We start from the raw sequence: 24,583 nt of genomic DNA on the forward strand, positions 1-24,583 counted from the left end.
CATGACGGAGGGGCGGTGCTCGACCGAGCACCGCCCCTTCGGCTTCCCCCTCGCGTTCCCCCCTCGCGGCGCTACTTGCCGAGCGTGCGCAGGGACTCCGCGTACGTGCCGACCGCGTGGGCGATGACGTCCAGGTTGGTGTCGAACGCCTTGAGGTCGATGTTCTTCAGGTTGTCGCCCGCCCCGTGGTAGTTCGGGTCGTACGCCGCCCCGGCCGTGCCGCCGTAGCGCTTGGCCTGCTCGGCGGTCTTGATGCCCTCGGCCCCGGTGAAGGTGCCGCCCGCCGGGATGCCGTTCTCGATGAACGGGCCGTAGTCGGAGCGGCCGTCGAAGTCACTGCCCTCGTGCGGCTTGCCCTTCTTGTCCAGGAAGCCGTTGATCAGCGCCTCGATCTGCGCCGAGCCCGCCGGGCCGGCGCCCGCGCCGGTCTTGTCCGAGTCGTCGCCGTCGTAGACGAACTGCGCCGGGTTCGGCGAGGCGATCATGTCGAAGTTCAGGTAGAGCGCGATGTCCTTCTTCTGCTTCTCGGACAGCTGCGCCACGTAGTGCTCGGAGCCCAGCAGGCCCAGCTCCTCCGCCGACCACCAGGCGAAGCGCACCTTGTTGGCGGGCCCCTTGTTCTTCTTGTTTGCACCCTCGTCGGCGAGCTTGAGGGCCACTTCCAGGAGGCCGGCCGAGCCGGAGCCGTTGTCGTTGATGCCGGGGCCCTCGGGAACCGAGTCCAGGTGCGAGCCGACCGTCACCACGCGGTCGGCGCGCCCGCCGCGCGTCTCGGCGATCACGTTGCGGGTGGTCTTCTTCACGTGCTCCTGGTCCAGGTCCAGGCGCACCTTCACCTCGCCCTTGGCGGCGGCCGCGGCCAGCGCCTCACCGTCGGCCAGGGTGATGCCCGCGCTCGGGATGACCCCCTCGGCCGGGGAGGAGAACCCGCCGCGGACCGGGGTGGTGCCGCTGTGGTTGTAGACGATCACGCCGACCGCGCCCGCCGCGGCGGCGGCCCGCTGCTTCTCCACGAAGGTGCACGCACCCCGCTTGACCAGCGCGATCTTCCCGGTGAAGGTGCCGGACGCGTAGTCGTCGGCGGTGCAGCCCGGGGTCTCGTCGACCCGGGCCAGGGCGAGCGGGGCCGCCAGGCCGCCGGCCGGGGTGGACTTGGTGAAGGTGAAGGCGGCGGTGGCCAGCTCGCGCGGCTGGTCGCCGAGGACGGTGGTCCTCTCCGTCTTCGTGTGCGCCTCGTAGATGTCGAAGTCCTGGTACGAGACGTCGTACCCGGCCTTCTTCAGCGTGTCGTGGACGTACGCGGCCGAGGCGGCGTGGCCCGGGGTGCCCGCGGCCCGGTTGCCGCCGTTGGCGTCCGCGATCTGCTGGAACTTCGCCAGGTGGCGGTAGGCCCCGCGCGCGGTGACCTCCTCCACCAGCTCCTGGGCCAGCTTCCCCTCGCGCGGGTGGGCGCTGGCCGGCGTGGCCGCCAGCAGCACGGGAGCGGCGACGGCCGCCGCCGCGAGGGCGGCGAGGGCCGGTATGGACCGGCGGTGGCGGTGGATCTTCGGCATGGTGTGGTCCCCCCGGGGTGCGGGTGTATCGGAGTCTGGTGCGCCGCGTCCGGATAACGATCACGGCTGAACGGAAGCTAACCGCCCCTGACCAGGCAAAACGGACTTTCGGTGGCGGTGAAACACGGCCGTCACGGACTCGTCACCCCGGTTCACGAACCCGACACTGTCCGCACCTCGGACAATGGATTGGACAAGCCTCGTGGGGTCGAACGCATGATGGCCTCACGCGCGCCCGCGTCCACGTATTTGAAGGAGTCACCGTGAGGGTCGGAATCGTCGGAGCCACCGGACAGGTCGGCGGAGTCATGCGCGGCATCCTCGCCGAGCGGAAGTTCCCGGTGGACGAGCTGCGGCTGTTCGCCTCGGCCCGTTCCGCCGGCTCCACCATCGACTGGCAGGGCCGGGAGATCACCATCGAGGACGCCTCCACGGCCGACTACTCCGGCCTGGACATCGTGCTCTTCTCCGCGGGCGGCGCGACCTCCAAGGCCCTCGCCGAGAAGGTCGCCTCCCAGGGGGCCGTCGTGATCGACAACTCCTCCGCGTGGCGCAAGGACCCCGAGGTCCCCCTCGTGGTCTCCGAGGTCAACCCGCACGCGATCAAGAACCGCCCCAAGGGCATCATCGCGAACCCGAACTGCACCACCATGGCCGCCATGCCGGTGCTGCGCCCGCTGCACGAGGAGGCGGGGCTCACCGCCCTGATCGCCACCACCTACCAGGCCGTCTCCGGCTCCGGCCTGGCCGGCGTCGCCGAGCTCGACGGCCAGGTCAAGGCCGTCGCCGCCGACGCGACCAAGCTGGTCCACGACGGCGAGGCCGTCGAGTTCCCCGAGCCGGGCGTCTACAAGCGCTCCATCGCCTTCAACGTGCTGCCGCTGGCCGGCGCCATCGTCGACGACGGCTCCTTCGAGACCGACGAGGAGCAGAAGCTCCGCAACGAGTCCCGCAAGATCCTGGAGATCCCCGGCCTCAAGGTCTCCGGCACCTGCGTGCGCGTCCCCGTCTTCTCCGGCCACTCGCTCCAGGTCAACGCCCGCTTCGAGCGTCCGATCAGCGTCGAGCGCGCCTACGAGCTGCTGAAGGACGCCCCCGGCGTCGAGCTGTCCGAGATCCCGACCCCGCTCCAGGCGGCCGGCAAGGACGCCTCGTTCGTGGGCCGCATCCGCGTGGACGAGACCGTCGACAACGGCCTCGCCCTGTTCCTCTCCAACGACAACCTCCGCAAGGGCGCCGCGCTGAACGCCGTCCAGATCGCGGAGCTGGTCGCGGACGAGCTGCGCGGCTGACGCCACCGGTCCGACGCGGAGGGGCGGTGCCGGTACGGCACCGCCCCTCCGGCGTGTCAGGGCCGGCGGACCTCGAAGAGGAAGCAGCCGTACTCGGCCGCGCGGACGTGGACGAGGGCGGTGCGCGGGTCGGCGAAGGCCTCCGCCAGGGCCTGGTCGACGGATTCGGCGGCACCGGCTTCGGGCAGCGTGAGGACGCGGCCGCCGAGGATGCGGCCACCCGCGTCGTAGCGGCGGACCGTACGCAGGGCCCCCGCGTTCGCGAAGGGGTGGCCGGACCCCGCCCCGGGTCCGCCGCACTCCGCGCCGTGGACGAAGACCGGGCCCTGCTCGTCGTACGCGCCCGGGTCGGCTCCCGTGGCGGCGGCCCAGCGGCGCAGCGGGGCGTAGGAGACGAGGGCGATCAGCTCCCCCGGCCGGCTGCGGCGCAGGCAGCAGCGCAGCGGCGCGCCGCCCTCGGGGTCCTCGTACGGAACGCAGGGGCGCCCGGCGTCGTCCCGCGCCCGCAGGGCGGTCAGGGTGGCGGGCGGGATGGGGAGCGCGGTGTGCGTCGTCGTGGTCATGGGTCCAGGGTGCGCGGGCGGCCCCGCCGGGTCTGGCGGGAATCGGACCTCGTGTTCGCCTCTGGATTAGTCCCGCCCGGCGGCCCGGCCCGCGTGGAAGGATGGCCGGGCAACGTCACCATCAAAGGAGATGAACGCGTGCCTGGCACGAATCTCACCCGTGAAGAGGCTCAGCAGCGGGCGAAGCTGCTCACCGTCGACTCGTACGAGATCGAACTCGATCTCAGCGGCGCGCAGGAGGGCGGCACCTTCCCGTCCGTGACCACCGTGCGCTTCCAGTCGGCCGAGGCAGGCGCCGGGACCTTCATCGACCTGGTCGCGCCGGCCGTCCACGAGGTCGTCCTGAACGGCAAGTCGCTGGACGTGGCCGCCGTCTTCCGCGACTCGCGGATCGCCCTGGACCACCTCGCCGCCGGGGCCAACGAGCTCCGTGTCGTCGCGGACTGCGCCTACACCAACACCGGCGAGGGCCTGCACCGCTTCGTCGACCCCGTCGACCAGCAGGCTTACCTGTACACCCAGTTCGAGGTGCCGGACGCGCGGCGCGTCTTCGCCAGCTTCGAGCAGCCCGACCTGAAGGCGACGTTCCAGTTCACCGTGACGGCCCCCGAGGGCTGGACGGTCATCTCGAACTCCCCGACGCCCGAGCCGAAGGACCGGGTGTGGGCCTTCGAGCCCACCCCGCGCATCTCCTCGTACATCACCGCGCTGATCGTCGGCCCGTACCACGCGGTGCACAGCTCGTACGAGGGCCCGGACGGGCAGTCCGTGCCGCTCGGCATCTACTGCCGCCCCTCGCTCGCCGAGTTCCTCGACGCCGACGCGATCTTCGACGTCACGCGGCAGGGCTTCGACTGGTTCCAGGAGAAGTTCGCCTACGACTACCCCTTCGCGAAGTACGACCAGCTCTTCGTGCCGGAGTTCAACGCGGGCGCGATGGAGAACGCCGGCGCGGTCACCATCCGCGACCAGTACGTCTTCCGCTCGAAGGTGACGGACGCGGCGTACGAGGTGCGCGCCGAGACCATCCTCCACGAGCTCGCCCACATGTGGTTCGGCGACCTCGTCACCATGGAGTGGTGGAACGACCTGTGGCTGAACGAGTCGTTCGCCACCTACACCTCGATCGCCTGCCAGGCCTACGCCGAGGGCTCGAAGTGGCCGCACGCGTGGACCACGTTCGCGAACTCCATGAAGACCTGGGCGTACCGGCAGGACCAGCTGCCGTCCACGCACCCGATCATGGCCGACATCCGCGACCTGGACGACGTCCTGGTCAACTTCGACGGCATCACGTACGCCAAGGGCGCCTCGGTGCTCAAGCAGCTCGTCGCGTACGTGGGCATGGACGCCTTCTTCAAGGGCGTGCAGGCGTACTTCAAGGCGCACGCCTTCGGCAACACCCGCCTTTCGGACCTGCTGGGCGCGCTGGAGGAGACCTCCGGCCGCGACCTGACCGCCTGGTCGAAGGCGTGGCTGGAGACGGCCGGCATCAACGTGCTGCGGCCGCAGATCGAGACGGACGCGGACGGGGTCATCACCGCGTTCGCCGTCCGCCAGGAGGCCCCGGCGCTGCCGGCGGGCGCCAAGGGCGAGCCGGTGCTGCGGCCGCACCGCATCGCGGTCGGCCTGTACGACCTGGAGGGCGGCAAGCTCGTCCGCAAGGACCGGATCGAGCTGGACATCGACGGCGAGCTGACCGCCGTACCCGAGCTGGCGGGACGCGCCCGTCCGGCGGTCGTGCTGCTGAACGACGACGACCTGTCGTACGCGAAGGTGCGGCTGGACGAGGTCTCGCTGGCGAACGTCACCGCGCACCTCGGCGACTTCACCGAGTCGCTGCCGCGCGCGCTGTGCTGGGCTTCGGCGTGGGACATGACGCGTGACGGCGAGCTGGCCACGCGCGACTACCTGTCCCTGGTCCTGTCGGGCATCGGCAAGGAGACCGACATCGGCGTGGTGCAGTCCCTGCACCGCCAGGTGAAGCTGGCCGTCGACCTGTACGCCGACCCGGCGTGGCGGGACCAGGGCCTGGCCGTCTGGACCGAGGCCACGCTGGAGCACCTGCGCGGCGCCGAGCCGGGCAGCGACCACCAGCTGGCGTGGGCGCGCGCCTTCGCGGCGACGGCCCGCACCGAGGGGCAACTGACCTACCTGGCGGCGCTGCTCGACGGCTCGGCCGAGGTCGAGGGCCTGGTCGTGGACACGGAGCTGCGGTGGGCGTTCCTGGAGCGCCTGGCGGCCACGGGTCGCGCCGACGAGGCGGCCATCGCGGCGGAGCTGGAGCGGGACGCGACGGCCGCCGGCGAGCGCCACGCGGCGACGGCGCGGGCCGCGCGCCCGACCGCCGAGGCCAAGGCGGAGGCCTGGGCCTCGGTGGTGGAGTCGTCCGACCTGCCGAACGCGGTCCAGGAGGCCGTGATCGGCGGCTTCGTCCAGACCGACCAGCGCGAGCTGCTCGCGCCGTACGCGCAGAAGTACTTCGCGGTGGTCAAGGACATCTGGGAGAGCCGCAGCCACGAGATCGCGCAGCAGATCGCGGTGGGCCTGTACCCGTCCCTCCAGGTGTCGCAGGCGACCCTGGACGCGACGGACGCGTGGCTGGCCGCCGCCGAGCCGAACGCCGCGCTGCGCCGCCTGGTCTCGGAGGCCCGCGCGGGCGTCGAACGCGCCCTGAAGGCCCAGGCAGCGGACGCGTCGGCAGCCTGACGGTTTGGGCCCCCGCCCCTGCCCCTGGTGGGGGCCGGGGCGGGGGCCGGCTATCTCCCCCTCGAGGGGGTGGGGCGGGTCGGTGTTTGCCCACCCGCCCCCTCGTCTGCGGGCCGGAGTCCGGGGGCGGTGTCCCCCGGACCGGTCTCAGGGAGGGGCGGAGGCTTCCCGTCAGTCCCATCGTCCTTCCGGTTCGGACCGGTCCCTCAAGGGCGCTCCCTTCGGTCGCGTCGCTACGCGATGGCCTTCGGCCACCCTTGACCGACCGACCCGAACCGGAAAGCCGAAAGACTGCCGGGAAACCCCCAAAGAAACGGGACGGACGATCCTTGGAGGAGCGGGTCTCTCAGCGCTGAGACGAGGGGCCGCGGGCAGGCCCGCCTGACATCCGGCCCTCAGGTGTCCTGATTCCGGGCCAGGGGTGCGGCTACCCGCACGAGAGGTTGATCCAGGTGGCCTCCAGACCCCCCAAGCGCGACAGATCGCTACGCGCTCCCCATTTCTCAGCGTCCGACGACCGCCTTGGGCTGATACCCGCACCAGAGGACGAACAGATCGACCTGGGAGTCCGGCAGGCGCGACAGATCGCTACGCGCTTCTCTTGTCTCGGCGGCCGGCGGCCGTCTTGGGCTGGTCCGGGGCGGGTTCGACGTTGGTGGCGGCGGTGGTGAACTCGCGGCCGCAGGCGCCACGGATGTAGGCCAGTTCCATCCAGCGTTCGATGCCGGTGTCGGAGACGTTCTCATTGATCACCGCCATCAACAGGCCTTCGGTGCCGGAGGCGATGTCTCGGACGCGTCGGTGGAGGAGGCGGTGGGGGACGTATTCGTACTGGTCAGTCATCGCAGGGCTCCTCGAAGGACGCGGTGAAGCGCTGCCAGCCGGAGCGGGCTCGGTCCAGCAGCTCCTGGGTGGGCGTGAACGAGGCCTCCAGGCCGAGCCAGGGGTCGCCCGACGTGTCGATCCCCAACACGCCCTTGGCGCAGCTGTGGATGATCCGGCTGGTCATGGTCGGCTCCTTACGTCGGCGCGGGACGGCCGCGCGATCACTGATCGGTGTGAAGAGGTAACCGCGTGTCGCCCCCGCGCGAGTACCGTTGGAGGGTCGGAGAAGCATGCAAGTCATGCACTTGTGGGGAGTTGCTCATGGCTCGACGCTCACGCACACCCAACACCGGCCTGTCGACGCTCCTTGAGCAGGCCGGATGGTCAAGAAGCCAATTCGCCTCGATCGTCAACCGCATGGGGGCGGAGGCCGGACTCGCGCTCAAATACGGTCAGCCTGCGGTGTCCCAGTGGGTAGCGGGGCACCAACCGAGGCCGCAGGTCAGGGCGCTGGTCGTCGAGGCGTTCGAACGGAAGCTGGCACGGCCGGTCACCTACGCCGAGGCGGGGCTCACGCCCCCGGGCGGAACGGCTGAGGCGGACACTGTGCGGGAACTCGTAGACCTCGGAAGGGCCGACATGGATCCGTCCCGGCGCCGCGTGATCGCGGCCGGAGTCTTCTCCGCAGCGCTCAGCATCCCGCTGTTCCCGACCCTCGCGCGGGCCGACAGCCCGGAGCCGATCAGGCCCGGGAAGGCGACGACGAAGGTCGGACAGGCGCAGGTGGACGCTGTGGCTGCGATGACGGACCGGATCGCCGACATCCTCGACGAACTCGGCGCTGGCCACGCCCGGCCGATGGCGGCAGCCTTCCTCGTGAACACCGTCGGCCCATGGCTGAAGGCTGAGGCTGCGGCCCCGGTCCGGCGCAGCCTCCTCGCCGCCGCCTCAGACCTGGTCTACCTGACGGGGTGGATGGCCATGTACGAACGGCAGCACCGGCTGGGCCAGGACTACTACGTGTCCGCGCTGAAGCTGGCCGGGGAGGCGGAGGAGCACACCACCTACTGCCGGACCCTGCGCGGCATGTCGCTCCAGGCATCCAACCTCGGGTACGGGAGGAGGGCCCTGGAACTCGCCGACTCGGCGGCGGAAGCGGCACCCTCCGCCGGCCCGCGCCTAGTAGCGTTCCTGCGCGGCCAGCAGGCGCATGGCGCGGCCATGGTCGGAGACAAACGACAGGCCTTCGTCCGCCTGCGCGAGGCCGAGGAAGCGCTGGCCCGAGCCGACGACCGCCGGGAATCCATCGGCGGCTACGACCGGACCGCCTACCTGTTCCACGTCGCGCACGTCCTGAACGAGACGAAGGATGTACCGGGCTCGGTAAGGACCTTGCGTGAATCGATCCGGCTGCAGCCCGCCAACGAGCGCCAAGGCCGCCTGCACGCCTACGGAGTCCTCGCACAGCGACAGCTGTCCATCGGCCACGTCGAGGCCGCGTGCGAATCGTGGAGCCGCTTCCTGGACGAGTACGAAGCCCTCTCCTCCGCACGGGGCGACGAGCACTTCGAGGTGATGAACCTCAGGCTCCGCCCGCACGGCACCGTTCGCGCAGTACGAGAACTCCGCGAGCGCGCCCGGCTCGTTGGCGCGCTCAAGGGCTGACCGGGCAGTCGCCATTGGGTTCATGTGCCAGCCCAGGACGACCGTCGACGCTGAGATCCGAGGAGCGTGTAGCGATCTGTCGCGCCCGTCGGGTCCCTGCGCTGCTCTGATCGGCTCTTGGTGCGGGTATCAGCCACAGGCGGTCGTCGGGCGCTGAGACGAGAGGAGCGCGTAGCGATCTGTCGCGCCTGGGGCGCCGCAGGTCGCTCTGATCAACCTCCCGTGCGGGCTGTCGCGCCCCTGGTCCGGGATCTGGACTCTTGAGGCCCCGGATGTCGGGCGGGCCGGCGCCTGGCCCCTCGTCTCAGCGCTGAGGGACCCGCCACTCCTCCTCTGGACCGTCCCGTTTCTTTGGGGGTTTCCCGGCAGTCTTTCGGCTTTCCGGTTCGGGCCGGTCGGTCAAGGGTGGCCGAAGGCCATCGCGTAGCGACGCGACGAAGGAGCGCCCTTGAGGGACCGACCCGAACCGGAAGGACGATGGGACTGACGGGAAACCCCCAACCCTCCCTGGGACCGCCCCGCGGGGTGCCGCCCCCTCAGCCCAGCCTCCCCGCCGCCCTCTGGAGGGCCCGCAGGGCCTGGGCCAGGGCCGGGGCCGCCTCCGTGCCCCGGCGGAGGGCGGCGATGACGTGGCGGGTGGGGCGGTCGTGGGTGAGGGTGCGGACCGTTACGCCCGAGGCGCGGGCCGAAACCATGCGGGGGACCAGGGCGACGCCCATGCCCGCCTCGACCATCGCCAGGATCGCGGTCCACCCCGAGGCCGAGTGGGCCTGTTCCGGGACGAAGCCCGCCGGTTCGCAGGCCGACCGGGTGATCTCCGACCAGGGGCCGCTGCCGCCGTAGATCCACCGGTCCGCCGAGAGGTCCGCCAGGCGGAGTACGGGTGCGGCCGCCAGGGGGTGGTCCGGGGGGAGGGCCACGTCCAGGGGGTCTTCCAGGAGGGTGATCCGGGTGAAGCGGGTGTCCTGGGCGGTCGGGGCGTGCGCGGCGAGGGAGAGGGCGAGGTCGACGGTGCCGGCGGAGAGGAGTTCGTACGACTCGGCCGCCTCGGTCTCGCGGACGCGGAGTTCGATGCCCGGGTGGGTGAGGCGGAGGGCGGCGACCGCCGGGACCACGAGGACCGGGACGGCGGTGGAGAAGGCGCCGACGCGGACTTCGCCCGACTCGCCGGACCGGTAGCCGGTGAGTTCGGCGTCGGCGCGTTCGAGCTGGGCGAAGACGGCTTCGGTGTGGCGCAGCACCAGGTGGGCGGCGTCGGTGAGGCGGACCCGGCGGCCCTGGGGTTCCAGGAGCGGCACCCCCAGCTGGCGGGAGAGGTTGGTCAGCTGCTGCGAGACGGCCGAGGGCGTCATGTGCAGCGTCTCGGCCGTCGCGGTCACGGTGCCCTGGTCGGCCAGGGTCCGCAGGATGCGGAGCTTCTTGATGTCCCAGTCGGTCACAGGGGGGAAGTTACCTGCGGGCAGTTACCTGCGGGCAGTTACCTGTTGGCAGATACCCGCAGGCAGTTACCTGCGGGCCGTGCTGCCGAAGGCGACTCCGCCGAGGATCAGGGCCATGCACAGGAGCTGGGCGGGGCCGGTGCGTTCGCCGAGGAGGAGCAGGCCGAGGGCTGCGACGCAGACGGGCTGGAGGTAGTAGACGACTCCCGCGCGGGCCGCGCCGATGAGGGAGATGGCCTTGTTCCAGGCGAAGAAGGCGACGGCGGAGGAGAAGACGCCGACGTAGAGGAGGGGGCCGACGGTGTGGGGGGTCGCCTCGAAGCCGCCCTGGACGGTGAGGGAGACGGCGTACGCGGGGGCCAGCATCAGGGCGCCGAGGACGAAGGTGCTCAGGAGGAAGGCGAGGCCGCCGATCTCGGCGGGCTTGCGCTTGAGCAGGGCGCTGTAGGTGGCGAAGGAGAGGGCGGCGCCGAACATCCAGAGGTCGCCGGCGCCGAAGTCGAAGCCGAGGGAGCCGTCGCCGACGAGCAGCAGGACGCCGAAGGCCGCGAGCAGCATGCCGCAGGAGCGGCGGGCGCCGAGCCGTTCGCCGCCGAGGCGGGCGTAGAGAGCCATGATGACCGGCGAGGCGGCCATGATCATGCCCATGTTGGAGGCCGAGGTGGTCAGGCCGGCCTGGTGCACCAGGGTGTTGTAGAGGGTGACGCCGAAGAGCGTGGCGAGGCTGATGTAGCCGAGGTGCTTGCGGAGCAGGGCCCGCTGCTGCCAGGCCTGGCGGGCGGCGAAGGGGGTGACCGCGACGGCGGCGATGATCCACCGCCAGAAGACGGCCTGGACGGGCGGGACGGTCTCGGCCATGCCGCGGGTGGCGACGAAGCTGCCGGACCAGACGACCGTGGCGACCAGGGCGAGGAGTACGCCGAGTCCGGCGGCTCCCTTCCTCGCCTTGTCTCCGGCAACGGCGCCGCCGCCGGCGAGGGTGCCGGCGGCGGTGGGTGCGGTGCGGATGCGGTCGGTGACGGTCACTGGTGGTGTCCCCCTGCGTGTGTGGTGTGGGTCGTGGACCCACTCTCACACCTTCGCTTCACCCAGGTCCATCGAAAGATTTTGACGGTTTCCTTCAGTCTTGCTGAACGGTCCCGGCGCGACCCGGGCCTCGGGCCCCACCTCACCCCCGGCCCCACCCCCGGCCGCGCCCTTCGGCGCCCGCCCCGGGAGCTGCCCGAAGACCGTGGCGCCGAAGGCGATGGTCATGCCCACCAGCTGTACGGGGGTCAGGGCCTGGCCGAGGGCGGCCCAGCCGATGACGGCGGCGGTGAGCGGCGACAGCGGGCCGAGCAGGGTGACGGACGTGGCGGTGAGCTGGCCGATGCCGCGGAACCAGAGGAAGTACGCGGCCCCGGTGTTGATCAGCATCATGTAGCCGTAGCCGAGGAAGGCCTTGCCGTCGAGGGCGGGCGGCGCCCCCTCGACCAGTGCGGCGATCGGGATGATGACCAGGCCGCCCGCGGTGAGCTGCCATCCGGTCACGGCCAGCGGGCCGACGCCCTCGGGGCGGCCCCAGCGCTTGGTCATGACGGTGCCCGCGCCCATGGAGGCGGAGGAGACCACGCCGGCTATGACGCCGATGAGGTCGAGCTTCGCCTCGGCGGTCAGCACCACCATGCTCACGCCGAACGCGGCGACCACGGCGGCGAGTACGGTCCGCAGCCGGGCCCGCTCCCCGAGGAGGAGGGCGGCGAGCCCCACGACGAAGAGCGGCCCGGCGGAGCCCAGTACGGCGGCGACGCCGCCGGGGAGCCGGTAGGCGGAGAGGAAGAGCAGCGGGAAGAAGGCGCCGATGTTGAGGGTGCCGAGGACCGCGGACTTCCACCACCAGGCGCCCTTGGGCAGGACGCGGGAGAGGGCGACCAGCAGCAGGCCGGCGGGCAGGGCGCGCATGGCCCCGGTGAAGAGGGGCCGGTCGGCGGGCAGCAGCTCGCTCGCGACGAAGTAGGTCGAGCCCCAGGAGATGGGGGCGAGCGCGGTCAGGAGGGTGGTGGTGACGCGGTTCACGGTCACTCCTCGGCGGTGAGGATCGGCTGGCGGGGTGAGGCTGGCCGCGACCTGCCCGGGGGCCCGTCCCCGGACCTCCCCGGGTAGGTCGCTGATAAGTAGCTTACTCCTAAGCTACTTTTAAGCAAGCTACTTTCTTGCGAACCACTGAGCGGAATCGGATACTTCATTTATGACCGAGGTGAAGAAGGACGCCCAGCCGGACGCCGTCGACGCGATCACCACGCAGTGGGCCGCGGAGCGACCGGACCTGGACACCGCCCCGATGGCCGTCTTCGGCCGGATCTACCGCATCGCCAAGGCCGTCGGCGACGCCGTGGAGCGCGCGTACAACGGCTACGGCATCAGCCGCGGGGAGTTCGACGTCGTCGCCACTCTGCGCCGCGCCGGGGCCCCGTACACCCTTTCGCCGCGCCAGCTGGCGGCCACGCTGATGCTGACCACCGGCGGGATGACGGGCCGCCTGGACAAGCTGGAGAAGGCCGGCCTGCTCACCCGCAGCCCCGACCCGCACGACCGGCGCGGCCTCCAGGTGACCCTCACCGACCGCGGGTTCGCCCTCGCCGACGAGGCCGTCTCCGCCGGCCTGGCGGTGCACCGCCGGGCCCTGGAGGGCTTCGACGCCGAAGAGGTCGAACAGCTCACCGGGATGCTGCGCAAGCTGCTCGCCGACGTGTCCCGGGGGACCCTGGGGGCCGAGGGACCCTGAGGACCGCCGGCCCCGGGGGATCCCGCGGGCCCCATCCGGGTACGCCAAGGCGCCGGAGGTCGCGTCGGGACCGGCTCACACCGGTTCCGCGGACCTCCGGCGCCCGGAAGCCTTGACGAAGGACCTGCCCGGTCGGGTCAGGCCTGGTTCTTGCGCGACTTGTCGCCGACCATCACGAGACCCGCGATGACCAGGAACAGCACGATCGGCGCGGCCACGAACACGCCGAGCGTCTCGCCAATGCTCAGGCCCGGGCCCGGGTCGTCACCGTCGTCGCGGGTCCGCGCGAGGGCGGGAGACGTCATCAGCAGCATCATCAGCGTCGATCCGGCCGTGACAACGCCGGCGCGCAGAGCGTTCTTCTTGTCCACGGTGCAAACGTAGCGAACACCTAAACGGGGCGCGCGCCCGGGGGTGCCGTACGGGTCTGCGCGCCCTCCCGCACCGCGCTCAACAGGGCGTTCGCCCGGGGTGAGGCGGTCAGCGCCTCCAGGGTCACGGGGCGGCCCTCCGCGTCGGCGACCGGCAGCCGCCAGTTGGGGTACTGGTCCCAGGTGCCCGGCAGGTTCTGCGGCCGCCGGTCCCCCACCGCGTCCGGCAGCCAGACGCCGACCAGCCGGGCCGGGGTGCGCAGCAGGAAGGCGTACAGGGCCCGTACGGCGGCCTCCTCGCCCTTGGCCTCCAGCCCCAGCCGGTCCAGTACCGCCAGCCACTCGGCGGTGTCGGCGGCGTCCTCGGCCCGCTCCAGGTCCAGAGGGCGGGTCAGCAGGCCCAGCCGGTCGCGCAGTTCGACGTGGGAACCGGCCAGCTTGGCGGCGGTGGGCGGCAGGTCGTGGGTGGTGGCGGTGGCCAGGCACTGCGACCGCCAGGCCCCGGCCGGCAGCGGTGCGCCGTCGCCCGCCCAGTCCCGCTCGAACCACAGCACCGAGGTGCCGAGGATCCCGCGCCGGGCCAGCGCCCGCCGTACCTCCGGCTCGACGGTCCCGAGGTCCTCGCCGACCACCAGCGCCCCGGCCCGGTGGGCCTCCAGGACCAGTACGGCCAGCATCGCCTCCCCGTCGTAGGAGACGTACGTACCCTGCGCGGGCGGGGTGCCCCGCGGGATCCACCAGAGCCGGAAGAGGCCCATCACGTGGTCCACGCGGACCGCCCCCGCGTACCGGAACACCCCGCGCAGCAGGGCCCGGAACGGGGCGTACGACCGGGCCTCCAGGACGTCGGGCCGCCAGGGCGGCAGCCCCCAGTCCTGGCCGCGCGCGTTGAAGGCGTCCGGCGGGGCGCCCACGGACATCTCCCGCAGGTGCAGGGGGCCGCTGCGGGCGTCCGAGCCGTCCGGGTGCACCCCGACGGCCAGGTCGTGGACGATGCCCACGCTCATCCCGGCCTCCCGCGCGGCCCGCTGGGCACCGGTCAGCTGGGTGTCCGTCAGCCAGACCAGCCAGCAGTGGAAGTCGGTGCGCTCCTTCGGGTCCTCCCCCGCGACGGCCGCGCACCAGGCGGCGTGCCGGGCGAGCTCCTCGCCCTGCGCGGCGCGGAAGGCCCGGTAGGCGGCCTCCCGGGCGGGCGCCCGCGGGACGGCGTACAGCAGTTCCAAGGCCGCGCGCTTGAGGGCCCACACGGCGTCCCGGTCGATCAGCGCCCCCTTCTCCAGCACCTCCCGGCGCAGCTCCCCGCCCCGGCCGGCGAGTTCGGCGAGGGCGTCCCGGTCGGGGCAGTCCGCCCACTCGGGGAGGTCCTCGACGCGCAGGTACACCGGGTCGGGGAAGCGGCGCGAGGCCGGCCGGTAGGGGGACGGGTCGGTCGGGGTCCCGGGGAGGGCCGCGTGCAGCGGGTTGACCTGGACGAACCCGGCGCCGTGGGTGCGGGCGGCCCAGCGGGCCAGCTCCGCGAGGTCGCCGAGGTCGCCCATGCCCCAGGAGCGCTCCGAGAGCAGGGAGTAGAGCTGGACGAGCAGCCCGTGGGCGCGGTCGGGCGCCGCCGGGGCCCGGTCGGGGGCCACGATCAGGGTGGCGGAGGCGGTGTGCCCGTCCGGCGTCCCGGCCGCCAGCCGGTGCACCCCGGGGGGCAGGCCGGGGTGCCAGTCGGCCTCCCCGGCCCCGTCCTCCAGGGTCACCCGCAGCCGGGTCCCGGCCGGCAGCGCGGCCAGGGCCGCCGGGGCGGGCTCGCCCCGCCAGTGCACCAGCGTCCGCGGGAGCAGCCGCCCGGCCCGCTCCCGTTCGGCCGCTGCGGCCTTGACCCGCACGTCCTCGGGGGTGTCGACGGGTACGCCGATCAGGCCCAGCACGGTCCGGACCGTGGCCTCGGGGACCTGGACGGTGACGTCCTCGGCGGGCTGGTAGGAGGTGGCGACGCCGTAGAGGGCCGCGAGCCGGGCGAGGTCGTCCATCGTCATCCTTGGCTGGGTGAGGGTTAGGTGAGCGGCTCGCTGGTGAGGGGGGCCTCGGCCACGAGCGGGGACTCACTGGTCAGGGGCGCGTACGCGGCACCGGCCAGCGGGGGTTCGCTGGTCAGCGGCGGGTGCGCGGCGCAGGCCGGCCCGTCGGCGGGGCCGGACGGCACGGGCAGGTGGGCGAGCGGGGCGGGTTTCCTGCGGTGGCCGGACGCGGTGCGGGCGTTCATGGGGTCCTCCCTCTGCGGTCCTCGGGACCGCCGTGCGGTTCTCGGGACCGTGCTGCGGTTCTTCGGACCTCCCATGCAACACCCGCGTCGAACACCGCAGCCATACCCAGTCAGGGGCATCGCATTCCTGGCGGATCCCGGTCAGATCACCCCACGCGCATTGACACCCCGGCAGCACGGGTGGTGGGCTCGGGCCCGTTCACACGGTCGGGGGACGACTCGGGACTGGGGAGGCTCCGTGCAGCTCAGGGGCAGGAAGCGGACCACGGCCGCGGCCGTCGCGGTCATCGGGAGCCTGCTCGGCGGGGCCGTCGCCTCGGCTCCGCCGCGGATCACCGCCTCGCCGGGGAACTCGGGATCCCCGCGCCCCGACAGCGGGTCCGTCCCCGTCTCCGCGGCGGGACTCGGGTCGGCCATCGACCCGGGCTCCGACGTTCCCCGAGCCGCTTCCGAGGGGCCGGCCGTGTGGCCGCGGCCGCAGTCGGCCACCGCCGATCCGGGCCGGGAGCTGCCGGTGCCGGCGGAGGCCGTCCTGGTGCTGCCGGTGGACGTGGACCCGTACGCCGCCGACGTCGTACGCGCCTCCCTGCGCGCGGCCGGGGTGCGCACCCTGCACGAGCGGCCCCCGGGCGCGGCGCTGCCCGAACGGGCCCTCGTCGTACGGCTCCAGGGCGCGGACGCCGAGGAGGCCCTGCTGGCGCTGGGCGCGGCCCCGGCCGGTGACCTGCCGGCCGGCGGCTACCGGCTGGCGGTGGGCCGGACCGGCGGGCGGGACACGGTCGCGCTGGCCGGGGTGGGCGGGGACGGGCTGTTCCACGCCGCGCAGACGCTGCGCCAGCTGCTGGCGGCCGGGCACGGCAAGGTGCCGGGGATGCTGGTGCGGGACTGGCCGATCGCGCCCGTGCGCGGGATCACCGAGGGCTTCTACGGGCAGCCCTGGAGCCGGGAACAGCGGCTGGCGCAGCTGGACTTCCTGGGCCGCACCAAGCAGAACCGGATGCTGCTGGCGCCCGGCGACGACCCGTACCGCACCACGGCCTGGCGCGAGGAGTACCCGCGCGAACGGCAGGAGGAGTACCGGGCGCTGGCGGAGCGGGCCCGCGCCAACCACGTCGTCCTCGGCTGGGCGGTGTCGCCGGGGCAGTCGATGTGCCTGGCGTCGGCGGACGACCGGGCGGCGCTGCTGCGCAAGGCCGACGCGATGTGGGAGCTGGGCTTCCGGGCGTTCCAGGTGCAGTTCCAGGACGTCAGCTACACCGAATGGGGCTGCCGGGCCGACCGGGTGCGGTACGGGACGGGCCCGGCGGCGGCGGCGAAGGCGCACGCGGAGGTGGCGGGCGAGCTGGCCGCGCACCTGGCGGCGCGGCATCCGGGGGCGGCCCCGCTGTCGCTGCTGCCGACGGAGTACTTCCAGGACGGCGCCACCACCTACCGGACGGCGCTGGCCGGGGCGCTGGACCCGCGCGTGGAGGTGGCCTGGACGGGCGTGGGCGTGGTGCCGCGCACCATCACGGGCAGGGAGCTGGCGGGGGCTCGGGCGGCGCTCGCGCACCCGCTGGTCACCATGGACAACTACCCGGTCAACGACTGGGACCCGGGCCGGATCTTCCTGGGGCCCTACGCCGGGCGGGATCCCGCGGTGGCGGGCGGTTCGGCGGGGGTGCTGGCCAACGCGATGGCGCAGGGCACCCTGTCGCGGATCCCGCTGTTCACGGCCGCGGACTACGCGTGGAACCCGCGCGGCTACCGGGCCGGGGAGTCGTGGGCGGCGGCGGTGCGGGACCTGTCCGGCCCGGACCCGAAGACGCGGGCCGCGCTGGCGGCGCTGGCCGGGAACACCGCCTCCTCGGGCCTGAAGGTGGAGGAGTCGGCCTACCTGAAGCCGCTGGTGGAGGAGTTCTGGCGGGCCCGTGCCCTCGGGGACAAGGCCGCCGGCGAGCGGCTGCGGGCGGCGTTCACGGTGCTGCGGGAGGCCCCCGGGCGCCTCGACGCACCGGTGGCGGCGGAGGCCGGGCCGTGGCTGGAGCGGCTCTCGCGGTACGGGGCGGCGGGCGAGCTGGCCGTCGACCTGCTGCGGGCCGAGGCCCGGGGCGACGGGGCGGCCGCCTGGCGGGCCTCGCGGGAACTGGCGGCGGCGCGGGAGGCGCTGGCGGAACCGGGCGGGGTGCGGGTGGACGGCTCCGTGCTGGACCCCTTCCTGGCGAGGGCGGCGGCGGAGTCGGACGCCTGGACGGGCGCGGCCCGCGAGGACGGCACCGTCCGGGAGGAGCCCGGCGCCTACACCGTCCGGCTGGACTCCGCGCGGCCGCTCGCCGCGGTCACGGTGATGACGGACCCGCTGGCGCCGGGCGCGCGGGGCGCGGCCGTGGAGGTGCACGTGCCGGGCGAGGGCTGGCGCCGGCTGGGCGAAGCGGCGGTGTCCGGCTGGACGCAGGCCGACGCGCAGGGAGTACGGGCGGACGCGGTCCGGCTGTCGTGGGCGGGGCCGGCGCCCGTGGTGCACAAGGTGGTCCCGTGGTTCGCGGACGGCCCGCGGGCCCGCTTCGAACTGGCCGACGGGGGCCGGGCCGACGTGGAGGCCGGGGGCGGCGCGCGCACGGTGACGGCGCAGCTGTCCGGGCTGCGCCCGGGGGAGTTCCGGGGCCCGCTGACGGCGGCCCCGCCGGCCGGGGTCCAGGTCCGGCTGCCGCAGGACGTGGTGGTGCCCCGGGGTGCGACGGTCGCCGTCCCGGTGGAGGTCACCGTCGCGGCGGGCACCCCGTCCGGGGAGTACGCGGTCCCGCTGTCCTTCGACGGGGAGGTGCGGGTGCTCACCGTCCGGGCGGTGCCGCGCACCGGCGGCCCGGACCTGCTGCGCGGGGCCCGCGCCACCGCCTCGGGGGTCGAGGGCCCGCAGTTCCCGGCGTCGGCGGCGGTGGACGGCTCCGCCGCGACGCGCTGGTCGTCCCCGGCGGTGGACGGCGCGTGGTGGCAGGCCGAACTGGCGGCGCCGGCGCGGGTGGGCCTGGTGACCCTGCACTGGCAGGAGGCGTACCCCGTGAGGTTCCGGGTGGAGACGTCGGCCGACGGCGTGACGTGGCGCCCGGGTGCGGTGGTGTCCTCCCGGGGCGGGGTGGACGCGGTCCGGCTGGACGCGCCGGACACGCGGCTCGTCCGCGTGACGTGCGAGCGGCGCGCGACGCGCTTCGGCTGCAGCCTGTGGTCCGCGACGGCCCAGGCGGTGGCGGCCCCCTGACGGGTGCCGGGCCGCTGCGCGGGTCTGCCCCTCCCCGCCCTTCACCCGTTCTCGCCTCAAACGCCGGCGGGGCTGATCTCAGCCTCGCCGGCGTTTGAGGCGCGGGGTCTGGGGCGGAGCCCCAGGGAACGGGGGAAGGGCGGGTAGGGGACCGGCCCCGCGCAGCGGTTCCCGCACCCCGGCACCGAGCGGCAGCGGCAGCGGCAGCGGCAGCGGCAGCGGCAGCGGCAGCGGCAGCGGCAGCGCACCCGCCCGGTGGTCCGTCAGGACGCGGCGGCGGCCGTCGCCGTCGGGACGCCGATGCGCTCCAGCGCGTCCTGCGCCCCGTACGGCTGGAGGTACGGCATCCACCGCGGATCCCGGTGCCCCGTCCCGATGATCCGCCACGCCAGCCCCGACGGCGGAGCGGGCTGGTGGCGCAGGCGCCAGCCGAGTTCCAGCAGGTGCCGGTCCGCCTTGACGTGGTTGCACCGCCGGCATGCGGCGACCACGTTGTCCCAGACGTGCTGGCCCCCGCGGCTGCGCGGGATCACGTGGTCCACGCTGGTGGCGACGGCCCCGCAGTACATGCAGCGTCCGCCGTCGCGGGCGAACAGCGCGCGGCGGGTGAGTGGAACGGGCCCCCGGTAGGGGACCCGCACGAAGCGCTTGAGCCTGACCACGCTGGGCGCGGGGACGGCGCGTGTCGCGCTGTGCAGGAAGGCGCCCGATTCCTCCAGGGAGACTGCCTTGTTCTCCAGGACGAGGACGAGCGCGCGGCGGAGCGGTACGACGCCGAGGGGCTCGTACGACGCGTTGAGGACCAGGACGTGCGGCACGGACTGCCTCCTTGTACGCCGGCGGCGCGTGGCTCGCGCCGGGACGATCTGCTCTCAGTCTCCCCTTACGGCTGGTCGAAGCGCCACCACGCGCCGGTAACGGGCCCGGGGTGTTTTCGACCACACTCCCTTTCATCCCCAGGTGAGTCCTGTCTCTCCCTCGAACAACGCAACGAGGTCGCTCCCGTGCCCCGTTAGTGTGGATGGCCTGCCCGCACCACCAGCACGACCGCATGACGGTTCCGCGGGCGGACCGCTATGCCCCTGGAGGTTCCCGCCGTGCCCTCGCCCGCCACCCTGCTGCCGCAGGCCGCGTCCACCACCGACGACGCCGCCGAGAGCGTGACGAACGCCGCGAGCTTCGTCGAGGAGAACTGGGCCACCTGGCTGAGCATCGGCCTGCGGATCCTGCTGATCATCGTGATAGCGGTGGCGCTGCGCAGCGTGGTCCGCAAGGCCCTGACGAAGCTGATAAGCCGGATGAACACCAGCGCGGAGGCCGTGGAGGGCACGGCGCTGGGCGGGCTGCTGGTCAATGCCGAGCGGCGGCGCCAGCGGTCGGAGGCGATCGGGTCCGTGCTGCGTTCGGTGTCCTCGTTCCTGATCCTGGGTACGGCCGCGCTGATGGTGCTGGCGGCGCTGAAGATCGATCTGGGGCCGCTGCTGGCGAGTGCCGGTGTGGCCGGTGTGGCGATCGGTTTCGGTGCGCGCAACCTGGTGACGGACTTCCTCTCCGGCGTCTTCATGATCATGGAGGACCAGTACGGCGTGGGCGACAAGATCGATGCCGGGGTGGCCTCCGGCGAGGTGATCGAGGTCGGTCTGCGCGTGACCAAGCTGCGCGGCGACAGCGGTGAGATCTGGTACGTCCGAAACGGCGAGATCAAGCGCATCGGGAACCTGAGCCAGGGCTGGGCGACGGCGGGCGTGGCCGTGCAGGTCAAGCCGACGGAGAACCTGGCGCACATCCGCGAGGTGGTCCAGGGCGTCGCGGACACCCTGGCCAAGGAGACCCCGTGGGACGAGCGCCTGTGGGGCCCGGTGGAGGTGCTGGGCCTGGACGAGGTGCTGCTGGCCTCCATGACGGTGAAGGTGTCGGCGAAGACCATGCCGGGCCAGCAGTTCGCGGTGGAGCGCGAGCTGCGCTGGCGGATCAAGGAGGCCTTCGACGCGGCCGGCATCCGGATCATCGGCGGCGCACCGGCCCCGGGCGAGGACGAGGCCCCGGCCGACCCGGCGGCGGCCGTCTCGGCGCCCTCCGCACTCGCCAACCCGGCCTCCCCCCAGTCCCTGGCCACCGCCCCGATACCGCCGGCGCCCGCGCCCGCTCCGGGGGTCCGGCTGCCCAAGTAGACCTCCGCCCGCCCCCTGCGCAGCCCCGCCGGTCCGTTCCGGCGGGGCTGCGGCATTGACAGGCCTCCGAAGCCAATAGGAAACTTACCTAACAGTCTTCTCGGTGAGGGAGGGACCCCGCCATGCCCGCCACCACCCCGGGAACACCCAGCCTGCTGCGCGCCATGAACGACCGCGCCGCCCTGGAGCTGCTGCTGGCGCACGGCCCCCTGTCCCGGACCCGGATCGGGCACCTCACCGGGCTGTCGAAGCCCACCGCCTCCCAGCTGCTCGCCCGGCTGGAGGCCGCCGGGCTCGTCGTCGCCACCGGCACCGACGGCGGCCGCCCCGGACCGAACGCCCAGCTGTACGCGCTCAACGCCCGGGCCGCCCACGTCGGCGGCCTCGACGTGACCCCCGACCGGGTGCTCGCCGCCGTCGCGGACCTGGCCGGCACCGTGGTCGGCGGCTTCGAGCTCCCCTACACCGAGGGCGCCGACGCCGTCGGCCAGGTCACCCGCGCCCTCGGCGGAGCCCTGGAGGACGCCGGGCTGACCCTGCCCGACCTGCACCGCCTGGTCATCGCCACCCCCGGCGCCTTCGACCCGCGCACCGGACGGCTGCGCTACGCCAGCCACCTCCCCGGCTGGCACTCCCCCACCCTCCTCGACGAGCTGGCCGCGGCACTGCCCCTGCCGGTCGAGTACGAGAACGACGTCAACCTCGCCGCGGTCGCCGAGCAGCGCCTCGGCGCGGCCCGCGGCCACGAGGACTTCGTCCTGCTGTGGAACGAGGAGGGCCTCGGCGCCGCACTGGTCCTCGGCGGACGGCTGCACCGCGGCTGGACGGGCGGCGCGGGCGAGGTCGGCTTCCTGCCCGTACCCGGCCACCCCCTGGTCCGCCAGGTCACCCGGGCCAACACCGGCGGCTACCAGGAGCTGGCCGGCGTACAGGTGCTGCCCGCGCTCGCCGCCGCGGCCGGACTCGGCCCCGGCTGCGCCCCGGGCGCCCCGCACACCGCGCAGGTGGCCGCCGGGGCCGAGCTGCTGCGGCGGGCCGCCGCCGAACCGGAGGGCGCCCGCCTGGCCTTCCTCCGGTCGTACGCCACCGCGCTCGCGACCGGTCTCGCCTCGCTGGTCGCCGTACTCGACCCGGAGATCGTGGTCCTGTCGGGCGCCCTGATCACCGCGGGCGGCGACCCGCTGCGCGCCCTGCTGGAGGACGAGCTCGCCGAACTGGCCCCCTCCCGGCCGCGGCTGGTCACCGGCGAGGTGCGCGAGCGTCCCGTGCTGCGGGGCGCCCTGGAGAGCGCGCTGGCCGCCACCCGCGAGGAAGTCTTCGACACCTCCCGCTGACGCCGCACCCGTCGCCCGTAGCCCATAGCACCTGGTCCGTAACCGCAGCCCGCAGCCCGCAGCCCCCGTGACGCCCCCCATCCAGTTCTCCCCCAGAGAGCGAGCCCCGCCATGCCCCGAGCCGCACGCCTGACCACCACCGCGGCCGCCCTTGCCGCCATATCCGTACTCGCCACCGCCTGCACCGGCCAGAACGGCACCGCCGCGGCCGACGACCCGAAGGCCGACGTCACCCTCTCCTTCTGGCACGGCTGGTCCGCGCCCTCCGAGGTCAAGGCCATCCAGGACAGCATCGACCGCTTCGAGAAGGCCCACCCGAACATCAAGGTCAAGGCCACCGGCAACATGACCGACGACAAGATCAACCAGGCGCTGCGCGCGGGCGGGGACAAGGCCCCCGACGTCGTCTCCTCCTTCGCCACCGACAGCGTCGGCAAGTTCTGCAACTCCGGCGCCTTCGCCGACCTGAACCCCTTCATGGAGAAGTCAGGGATCGACAAGGCCAAGGTCTTCCCCGCGACCCTGCTGGAGTACACGCGGTACAAGGACAACCAGTGCACCCTGCCGCTGCTGCACGACGCCTACGGCCTCGTCTACAACAAGACCGCGTTCGCCGCCGCCGGGATCACCGAAGCGCCCGTGACGTGGAGCGAGTTCGCCGAGGCCGCGCAGAAGCTCACCAAGGCCAAGGGCGATTCGTACGAGCAGCTGGGCGTGATGCCCACCTTCCACGGCTACGAGACCACCCCGATGCGGCTGGCCGCGCAGTGGAGCCCCACCTACTTCACCGCCGACGGCACGTCCAACCTGGCCGGCGACCCGGCCTTCGCGAAGATGCTGACCGCGCAGAAGGACCTGGTGGCCAAGCTCGGCGGCTACGAGAAGCTGGAACGGTTCCGCGCCGGCTTCGGTGACGAGTGGAGCGCCGAACACCCCTTCCACAAGGGGCTCGTCGCCATGCAGATCGACGGCGAGTGGCGCCCGGCCATGGCCAGGGAGGCCGGCGTCCCCTTCGAGATCGGCACCGCCCCGCTGCCCGTGCCCGACGACCAGCGGGCCGACTACGGCAAGGGCTACCTCTCCGGCACCATCATGGGCATCTCCTCCGCGAGCCGGAAGCAGAACGCCGCCTGGGAGCTGGTGCGGTACATGACCACCGACACCGAGGCCGTCGTCGCCTTCGCCAACGCCATCCACAACATCCCGTCCACGCTGGCCGCGCTGCGCTCGCCGCAGCTCCAGGTCACCCCCGAGTCGAAGACGTTCCTCGACATCGCCCGGCACGCGAAGTCGAACACCACCCCCGCCCGGGCCGACGGGGGCGCCTACCAGCTGACCTTCCAGGACTTCGCGTACGCCGTGGAGAAGGGCGACGTCCCCGACCTCGCCGCCGGGCTCGCCCGGACCGACCGGCAGATCGACACGGACATCGCGAAGGCCGAGTAGCCCCGATGACCACGGCCGCGGACACCCCGCGCACCCCCGCCCTGCGGGCCAGGCACCGGCGCGCCGCCCTGCGGACCCTCGCCTTCCTGTCGCCCTGGCTGATCGGCTCCGCCGTCTTCTTCGCCTACCCGCTGCTGTCCACCCTCTACTTCTCCTTCACCCGCTACGACGGCTTCCGGCCCCCGGTCTTCAACGGCCTGGACAACTGGAGCTACGTCTTCACCGACTATCCGCTCTTCTGGCCGGCCATGCGCAACACCCTGTGGCTGGTCGTGGTCATGGTGAGCTGCCGGGTCGTCTTCGGCCTCGGCGTCGGGCTGCTCGTCACCCGGGTCAAGACCGGCGCCGGCCTCTTCCGGACCCTGTTCTACCTGCCCTACCTGGCCCCGCCCGTGGCCGCCACCCTCGCCTTCGTCTTCCTCCTCAACCCCGGCACGGGCCCGGTCAACACCCTGCTGGACGCCGCGGGGCTGCCCGCGCCCGGCTGGTTCACCGACGCCGGCTGGTCCAAGCCCGCGCTCACCGCCCTCGCGGTGTGGGGCACCGGCGACCTGATGGTGATCTTCATGGCCGCGCTGCTCGACGTACCGAAGGAGCAGTACGAGGCCGCCGAGCTGGACGGCGCCGGGGCCTGGGCCCGCTTCCGGCACATCACCCTGCCGAACATCTCCCCCGTCGTGCTGTTCGCCGTGGTCACCGGGGTCATCCAGGCCATGCAGTACTACACGCAGCCGACGGTCGCCTCGAAGGCCGCCGCCGGGATCATCGGCGGCTCCGGCCAGCAGACCGAGCCCGGCTACCCCGGCAGGTCCACGCTGACCCTCCCCCAGACCGTCTACCACCTCGGCTTCCAGCGCTTCGACTACGGCTCCGCCTGCGTCCTGGCCCTGGTGCTGTTCGCCCTCTCCATGGCGTGCACCGCGCTCCTGATGCGCCGCCGCGGCGGACTGGCCGGAGCGGGTGACTGA

At 73.3% G+C, this 24,583-nt stretch carries 20 protein-coding genes; 9 read left to right on the top strand and 11 right to left on the bottom strand.

Going from position 1 to position 24,583, the window contains the following annotated elements:
- Positions 1–71 precede the first annotated feature (71 nt).
- Positions 72–1,553: a M28 family metallopeptidase gene (locus tag D1J60_RS12385; protein ID WP_125598018.1), complete on the bottom strand. Its 1,482-nt coding sequence runs from the start codon at positions 1,551–1,553 to the stop codon at positions 72–74.
- Positions 1,554–1,816: 263 nt separating this feature from the next.
- On the opposite strand from D1J60_RS12385, the gene D1J60_RS12390 reads away from it, so the two are divergent.
- A complete protein-coding gene (locus tag D1J60_RS12390; RefSeq protein ID WP_125821133.1) occupies positions 1,817–2,845 on the top strand; it encodes an aspartate-semialdehyde dehydrogenase in 1,029 nt (342 codons plus the stop codon).
- Between the two features lie 56 nt (positions 2,846–2,901).
- Here the strand turns inward: D1J60_RS12390 and D1J60_RS12395 are convergent, their stop codons facing one another.
- Positions 2,902–3,408 (bottom strand): DUF1203 domain-containing protein, encoded by a 507-nt coding sequence (locus D1J60_RS12395; protein ID WP_125821134.1) that lies wholly within the window; start codon positions 3,406–3,408, stop codon positions 2,902–2,904.
- Between the two features lie 138 nt (positions 3,409–3,546).
- On the opposite strand from D1J60_RS12395, the gene pepN reads away from it, so the two are divergent.
- On the top strand, positions 3,547–6,117 hold the full coding sequence (gene pepN, locus D1J60_RS12400; protein ID WP_125821135.1) for an aminopeptidase N: 2,571 nt from the start codon (positions 3,547–3,549) through the stop codon (positions 6,115–6,117).
- A 588-nt stretch (positions 6,118–6,705) separates the two neighbouring features.
- Here pepN and D1J60_RS12405 read toward each other — a convergent pair.
- Positions 6,706–6,960, bottom strand: coding sequence for a hypothetical protein (locus D1J60_RS12405; protein WP_125821136.1), 255 nt, complete (start codon positions 6,958–6,960; stop codon positions 6,706–6,708).
- Positions 6,953–7,126 (bottom strand): hypothetical protein, encoded by a 174-nt coding sequence (locus tag D1J60_RS37235; protein ID WP_164720889.1) that lies wholly within the window; start codon positions 7,124–7,126, stop codon positions 6,953–6,955. Before D1J60_RS37235 ends, D1J60_RS12405 begins: the two co-directional genes overlap by 8 nt.
- A gap of 137 nt (positions 7,127–7,263) precedes the next feature.
- On the opposite strand from D1J60_RS37235, the gene D1J60_RS12410 reads away from it, so the two are divergent.
- Positions 7,264–8,607 carry a hypothetical protein gene (locus tag D1J60_RS12410; RefSeq protein ID WP_125821137.1) on the top strand — a complete coding sequence of 448 codons (1,344 nt, stop codon included), beginning with the start codon at positions 7,264–7,266 and terminating at the stop codon, positions 8,605–8,607.
- A gap of 536 nt (positions 8,608–9,143) precedes the next feature.
- Here the strand turns inward: D1J60_RS12410 and D1J60_RS12415 are convergent.
- The 3 genes from D1J60_RS12415 to D1J60_RS12425 all read right to left on the bottom strand — a co-directional run bounded on the left by D1J60_RS12415 (position 9,144) and on the right by D1J60_RS12425 (position 12,107).
- Positions 9,144–10,046, bottom strand: coding sequence for a LysR family transcriptional regulator (locus D1J60_RS12415; RefSeq protein ID WP_125821138.1), 903 nt, complete (start codon positions 10,044–10,046; stop codon positions 9,144–9,146).
- 66 nt (positions 10,047–10,112) lie between these two features.
- Positions 10,113–10,952 (bottom strand): DMT family transporter, encoded by an 840-nt coding sequence (locus tag D1J60_RS12420; RefSeq protein ID WP_241253550.1) that lies wholly within the window; start codon positions 10,950–10,952, stop codon positions 10,113–10,115.
- Between the two features lie 165 nt (positions 10,953–11,117).
- Positions 11,118–12,107, bottom strand: a complete 990-nt coding sequence (locus tag D1J60_RS12425; protein ID WP_125821140.1) for an EamA family transporter — start codon at positions 12,105–12,107, stop codon at positions 11,118–11,120.
- 166 nt (positions 12,108–12,273) lie between these two features.
- Here D1J60_RS12425 and D1J60_RS12430 point away from each other — a divergent pair, with 166 nt between their 5' ends.
- The gene (locus D1J60_RS12430; RefSeq protein WP_125821141.1) at positions 12,274–12,810 is read left to right on the top strand and encodes a MarR family transcriptional regulator; all 537 of its coding nucleotides are present in this window, start codon (positions 12,274–12,276) and stop codon (positions 12,808–12,810) included.
- Positions 12,811–12,947: 137 nt separating this feature from the next.
- Here the strand turns inward: D1J60_RS12430 and D1J60_RS12435 are convergent, their stop codons facing one another.
- Genes D1J60_RS12435 through D1J60_RS12445 form a run of 3 tightly spaced genes read right to left on the bottom strand, consistent with a single transcriptional unit; the run spans position 12,948 to position 15,429 of the window.
- Entirely contained in the window at positions 12,948–13,181 is a 234-nt protein-coding gene (locus D1J60_RS12435; RefSeq protein WP_125604744.1) for a hypothetical protein, read from the bottom strand.
- Between the two features lie 20 nt (positions 13,182–13,201).
- Positions 13,202–15,202 (bottom strand): 4-alpha-glucanotransferase, encoded by a 2,001-nt coding sequence (locus D1J60_RS12440; protein WP_125821142.1) that lies wholly within the window; start codon positions 15,200–15,202, stop codon positions 13,202–13,204.
- Between the two features lie 17 nt (positions 15,203–15,219).
- Positions 15,220–15,429: a hypothetical protein gene (locus tag D1J60_RS12445; RefSeq protein ID WP_125604740.1), complete on the bottom strand. Its 210-nt coding sequence runs from the start codon at positions 15,427–15,429 to the stop codon at positions 15,220–15,222.
- A gap of 238 nt (positions 15,430–15,667) precedes the next feature.
- Here D1J60_RS12445 and D1J60_RS12450 point away from each other — a divergent pair, with 238 nt between their 5' ends.
- Complete coding sequence (locus D1J60_RS12450; RefSeq protein WP_206436518.1) at positions 15,668–18,664, top strand: beta-N-acetylglucosaminidase domain-containing protein; 2,997 nt, start codon at positions 15,668–15,670, stop codon at positions 18,662–18,664.
- Between the two features lie 263 nt (positions 18,665–18,927).
- Here D1J60_RS12450 and D1J60_RS12460 read toward each other — a convergent pair whose 3' ends face one another.
- On the bottom strand, positions 18,928–19,482 hold the full coding sequence (locus D1J60_RS12460; protein WP_125821144.1) for an HNH endonuclease: 555 nt from the start codon (positions 19,480–19,482) through the stop codon (positions 18,928–18,930).
- Positions 19,483–19,740: 258 nt separating this feature from the next.
- Between D1J60_RS12460 and D1J60_RS12465 the strand changes: the two genes are divergently transcribed.
- The 4 genes from D1J60_RS12465 (at position 19,741) to D1J60_RS12480 (ending at position 24,583) form a co-directional block, all read left to right on the top strand.
- A complete protein-coding gene (locus D1J60_RS12465; RefSeq protein ID WP_125821145.1) occupies positions 19,741–20,835 on the top strand; it encodes a mechanosensitive ion channel family protein in 1,095 nt (364 codons plus the stop codon).
- Positions 20,836–20,957: 122 nt separating this feature from the next.
- Positions 20,958–22,169, top strand: coding sequence for an ROK family transcriptional regulator (locus tag D1J60_RS12470; protein ID WP_125821146.1), 1,212 nt, complete (start codon positions 20,958–20,960; stop codon positions 22,167–22,169).
- Between the two features lie 111 nt (positions 22,170–22,280).
- Positions 22,281–23,615, top strand: a complete 1,335-nt coding sequence (locus D1J60_RS12475) for an ABC transporter substrate-binding protein (protein ID WP_125821147.1) — start codon at positions 22,281–22,283, stop codon at positions 23,613–23,615.
- Between the two features lie 5 nt (positions 23,616–23,620).
- Positions 23,621–24,583, top strand: a complete 963-nt coding sequence (locus D1J60_RS12480) for a sugar ABC transporter permease (RefSeq protein ID WP_125821148.1) — start codon at positions 23,621–23,623, stop codon at positions 24,581–24,583.

The organism is Streptomyces sp. W1SF4, from assembly GCF_003950035.1.
Taxonomy (GTDB): Bacteria; Actinomycetota; Actinomycetes; order Streptomycetales; family Streptomycetaceae; genus Streptomyces; species Streptomyces racemochromogenes.

What these genes read in the sequence shown, in the direction of transcription:
- D1J60_RS12385 (WP_125598018.1), bottom strand. Translation starts at nt 1,553, where the DNA reads ATGCCGAAGATCCACCGCCACCGCCGGTCCATACCGGCCCTCGCCGCC.
- D1J60_RS12395 (WP_125821134.1), bottom strand. Translation starts at nt 3,408, where the DNA reads ATGACCACGACGACGCACACCGCGCTCCCCATCCCGCCCGCCACCCTG.
- D1J60_RS12405 (WP_125821136.1), bottom strand. Translation starts at nt 6,960, where the DNA reads ATGACTGACCAGTACGAATACGTCCCCCACCGCCTCCTCCACCGACGC.
- D1J60_RS37235 (WP_164720889.1), bottom strand. Translation starts at nt 7,126, where the DNA reads ATGACCAGCCGGATCATCCACAGCTGCGCCAAGGGCGTGTTGGGGATC.
- D1J60_RS12410 (WP_125821137.1), top strand. Translation starts at nt 7,264, where the DNA reads ATGGCTCGACGCTCACGCACACCCAACACCGGCCTGTCGACGCTCCTT.
- D1J60_RS12430 (WP_125821141.1), top strand. Translation starts at nt 12,274, where the DNA reads ATGACCGAGGTGAAGAAGGACGCCCAGCCGGACGCCGTCGACGCGATC.
- D1J60_RS12440 (WP_125821142.1), bottom strand. Translation starts at nt 15,202, where the DNA reads ATGACGATGGACGACCTCGCCCGGCTCGCGGCCCTCTACGGCGTCGCC.
- D1J60_RS12445 (WP_125604740.1), bottom strand. Translation starts at nt 15,429, where the DNA reads ATGAACGCCCGCACCGCGTCCGGCCACCGCAGGAAACCCGCCCCGCTC.
- D1J60_RS12465 (WP_125821145.1), top strand. Translation starts at nt 19,741, where the DNA reads ATGCCCCTGGAGGTTCCCGCCGTGCCCTCGCCCGCCACCCTGCTGCCG.
- D1J60_RS12470 (WP_125821146.1), top strand. Translation starts at nt 20,958, where the DNA reads ATGCCCGCCACCACCCCGGGAACACCCAGCCTGCTGCGCGCCATGAAC.
- D1J60_RS12475 (WP_125821147.1), top strand. Translation starts at nt 22,281, where the DNA reads ATGCCCCGAGCCGCACGCCTGACCACCACCGCGGCCGCCCTTGCCGCC.
- D1J60_RS12480 (WP_125821148.1), top strand. Translation starts at nt 23,621, where the DNA reads ATGACCACGGCCGCGGACACCCCGCGCACCCCCGCCCTGCGGGCCAGG.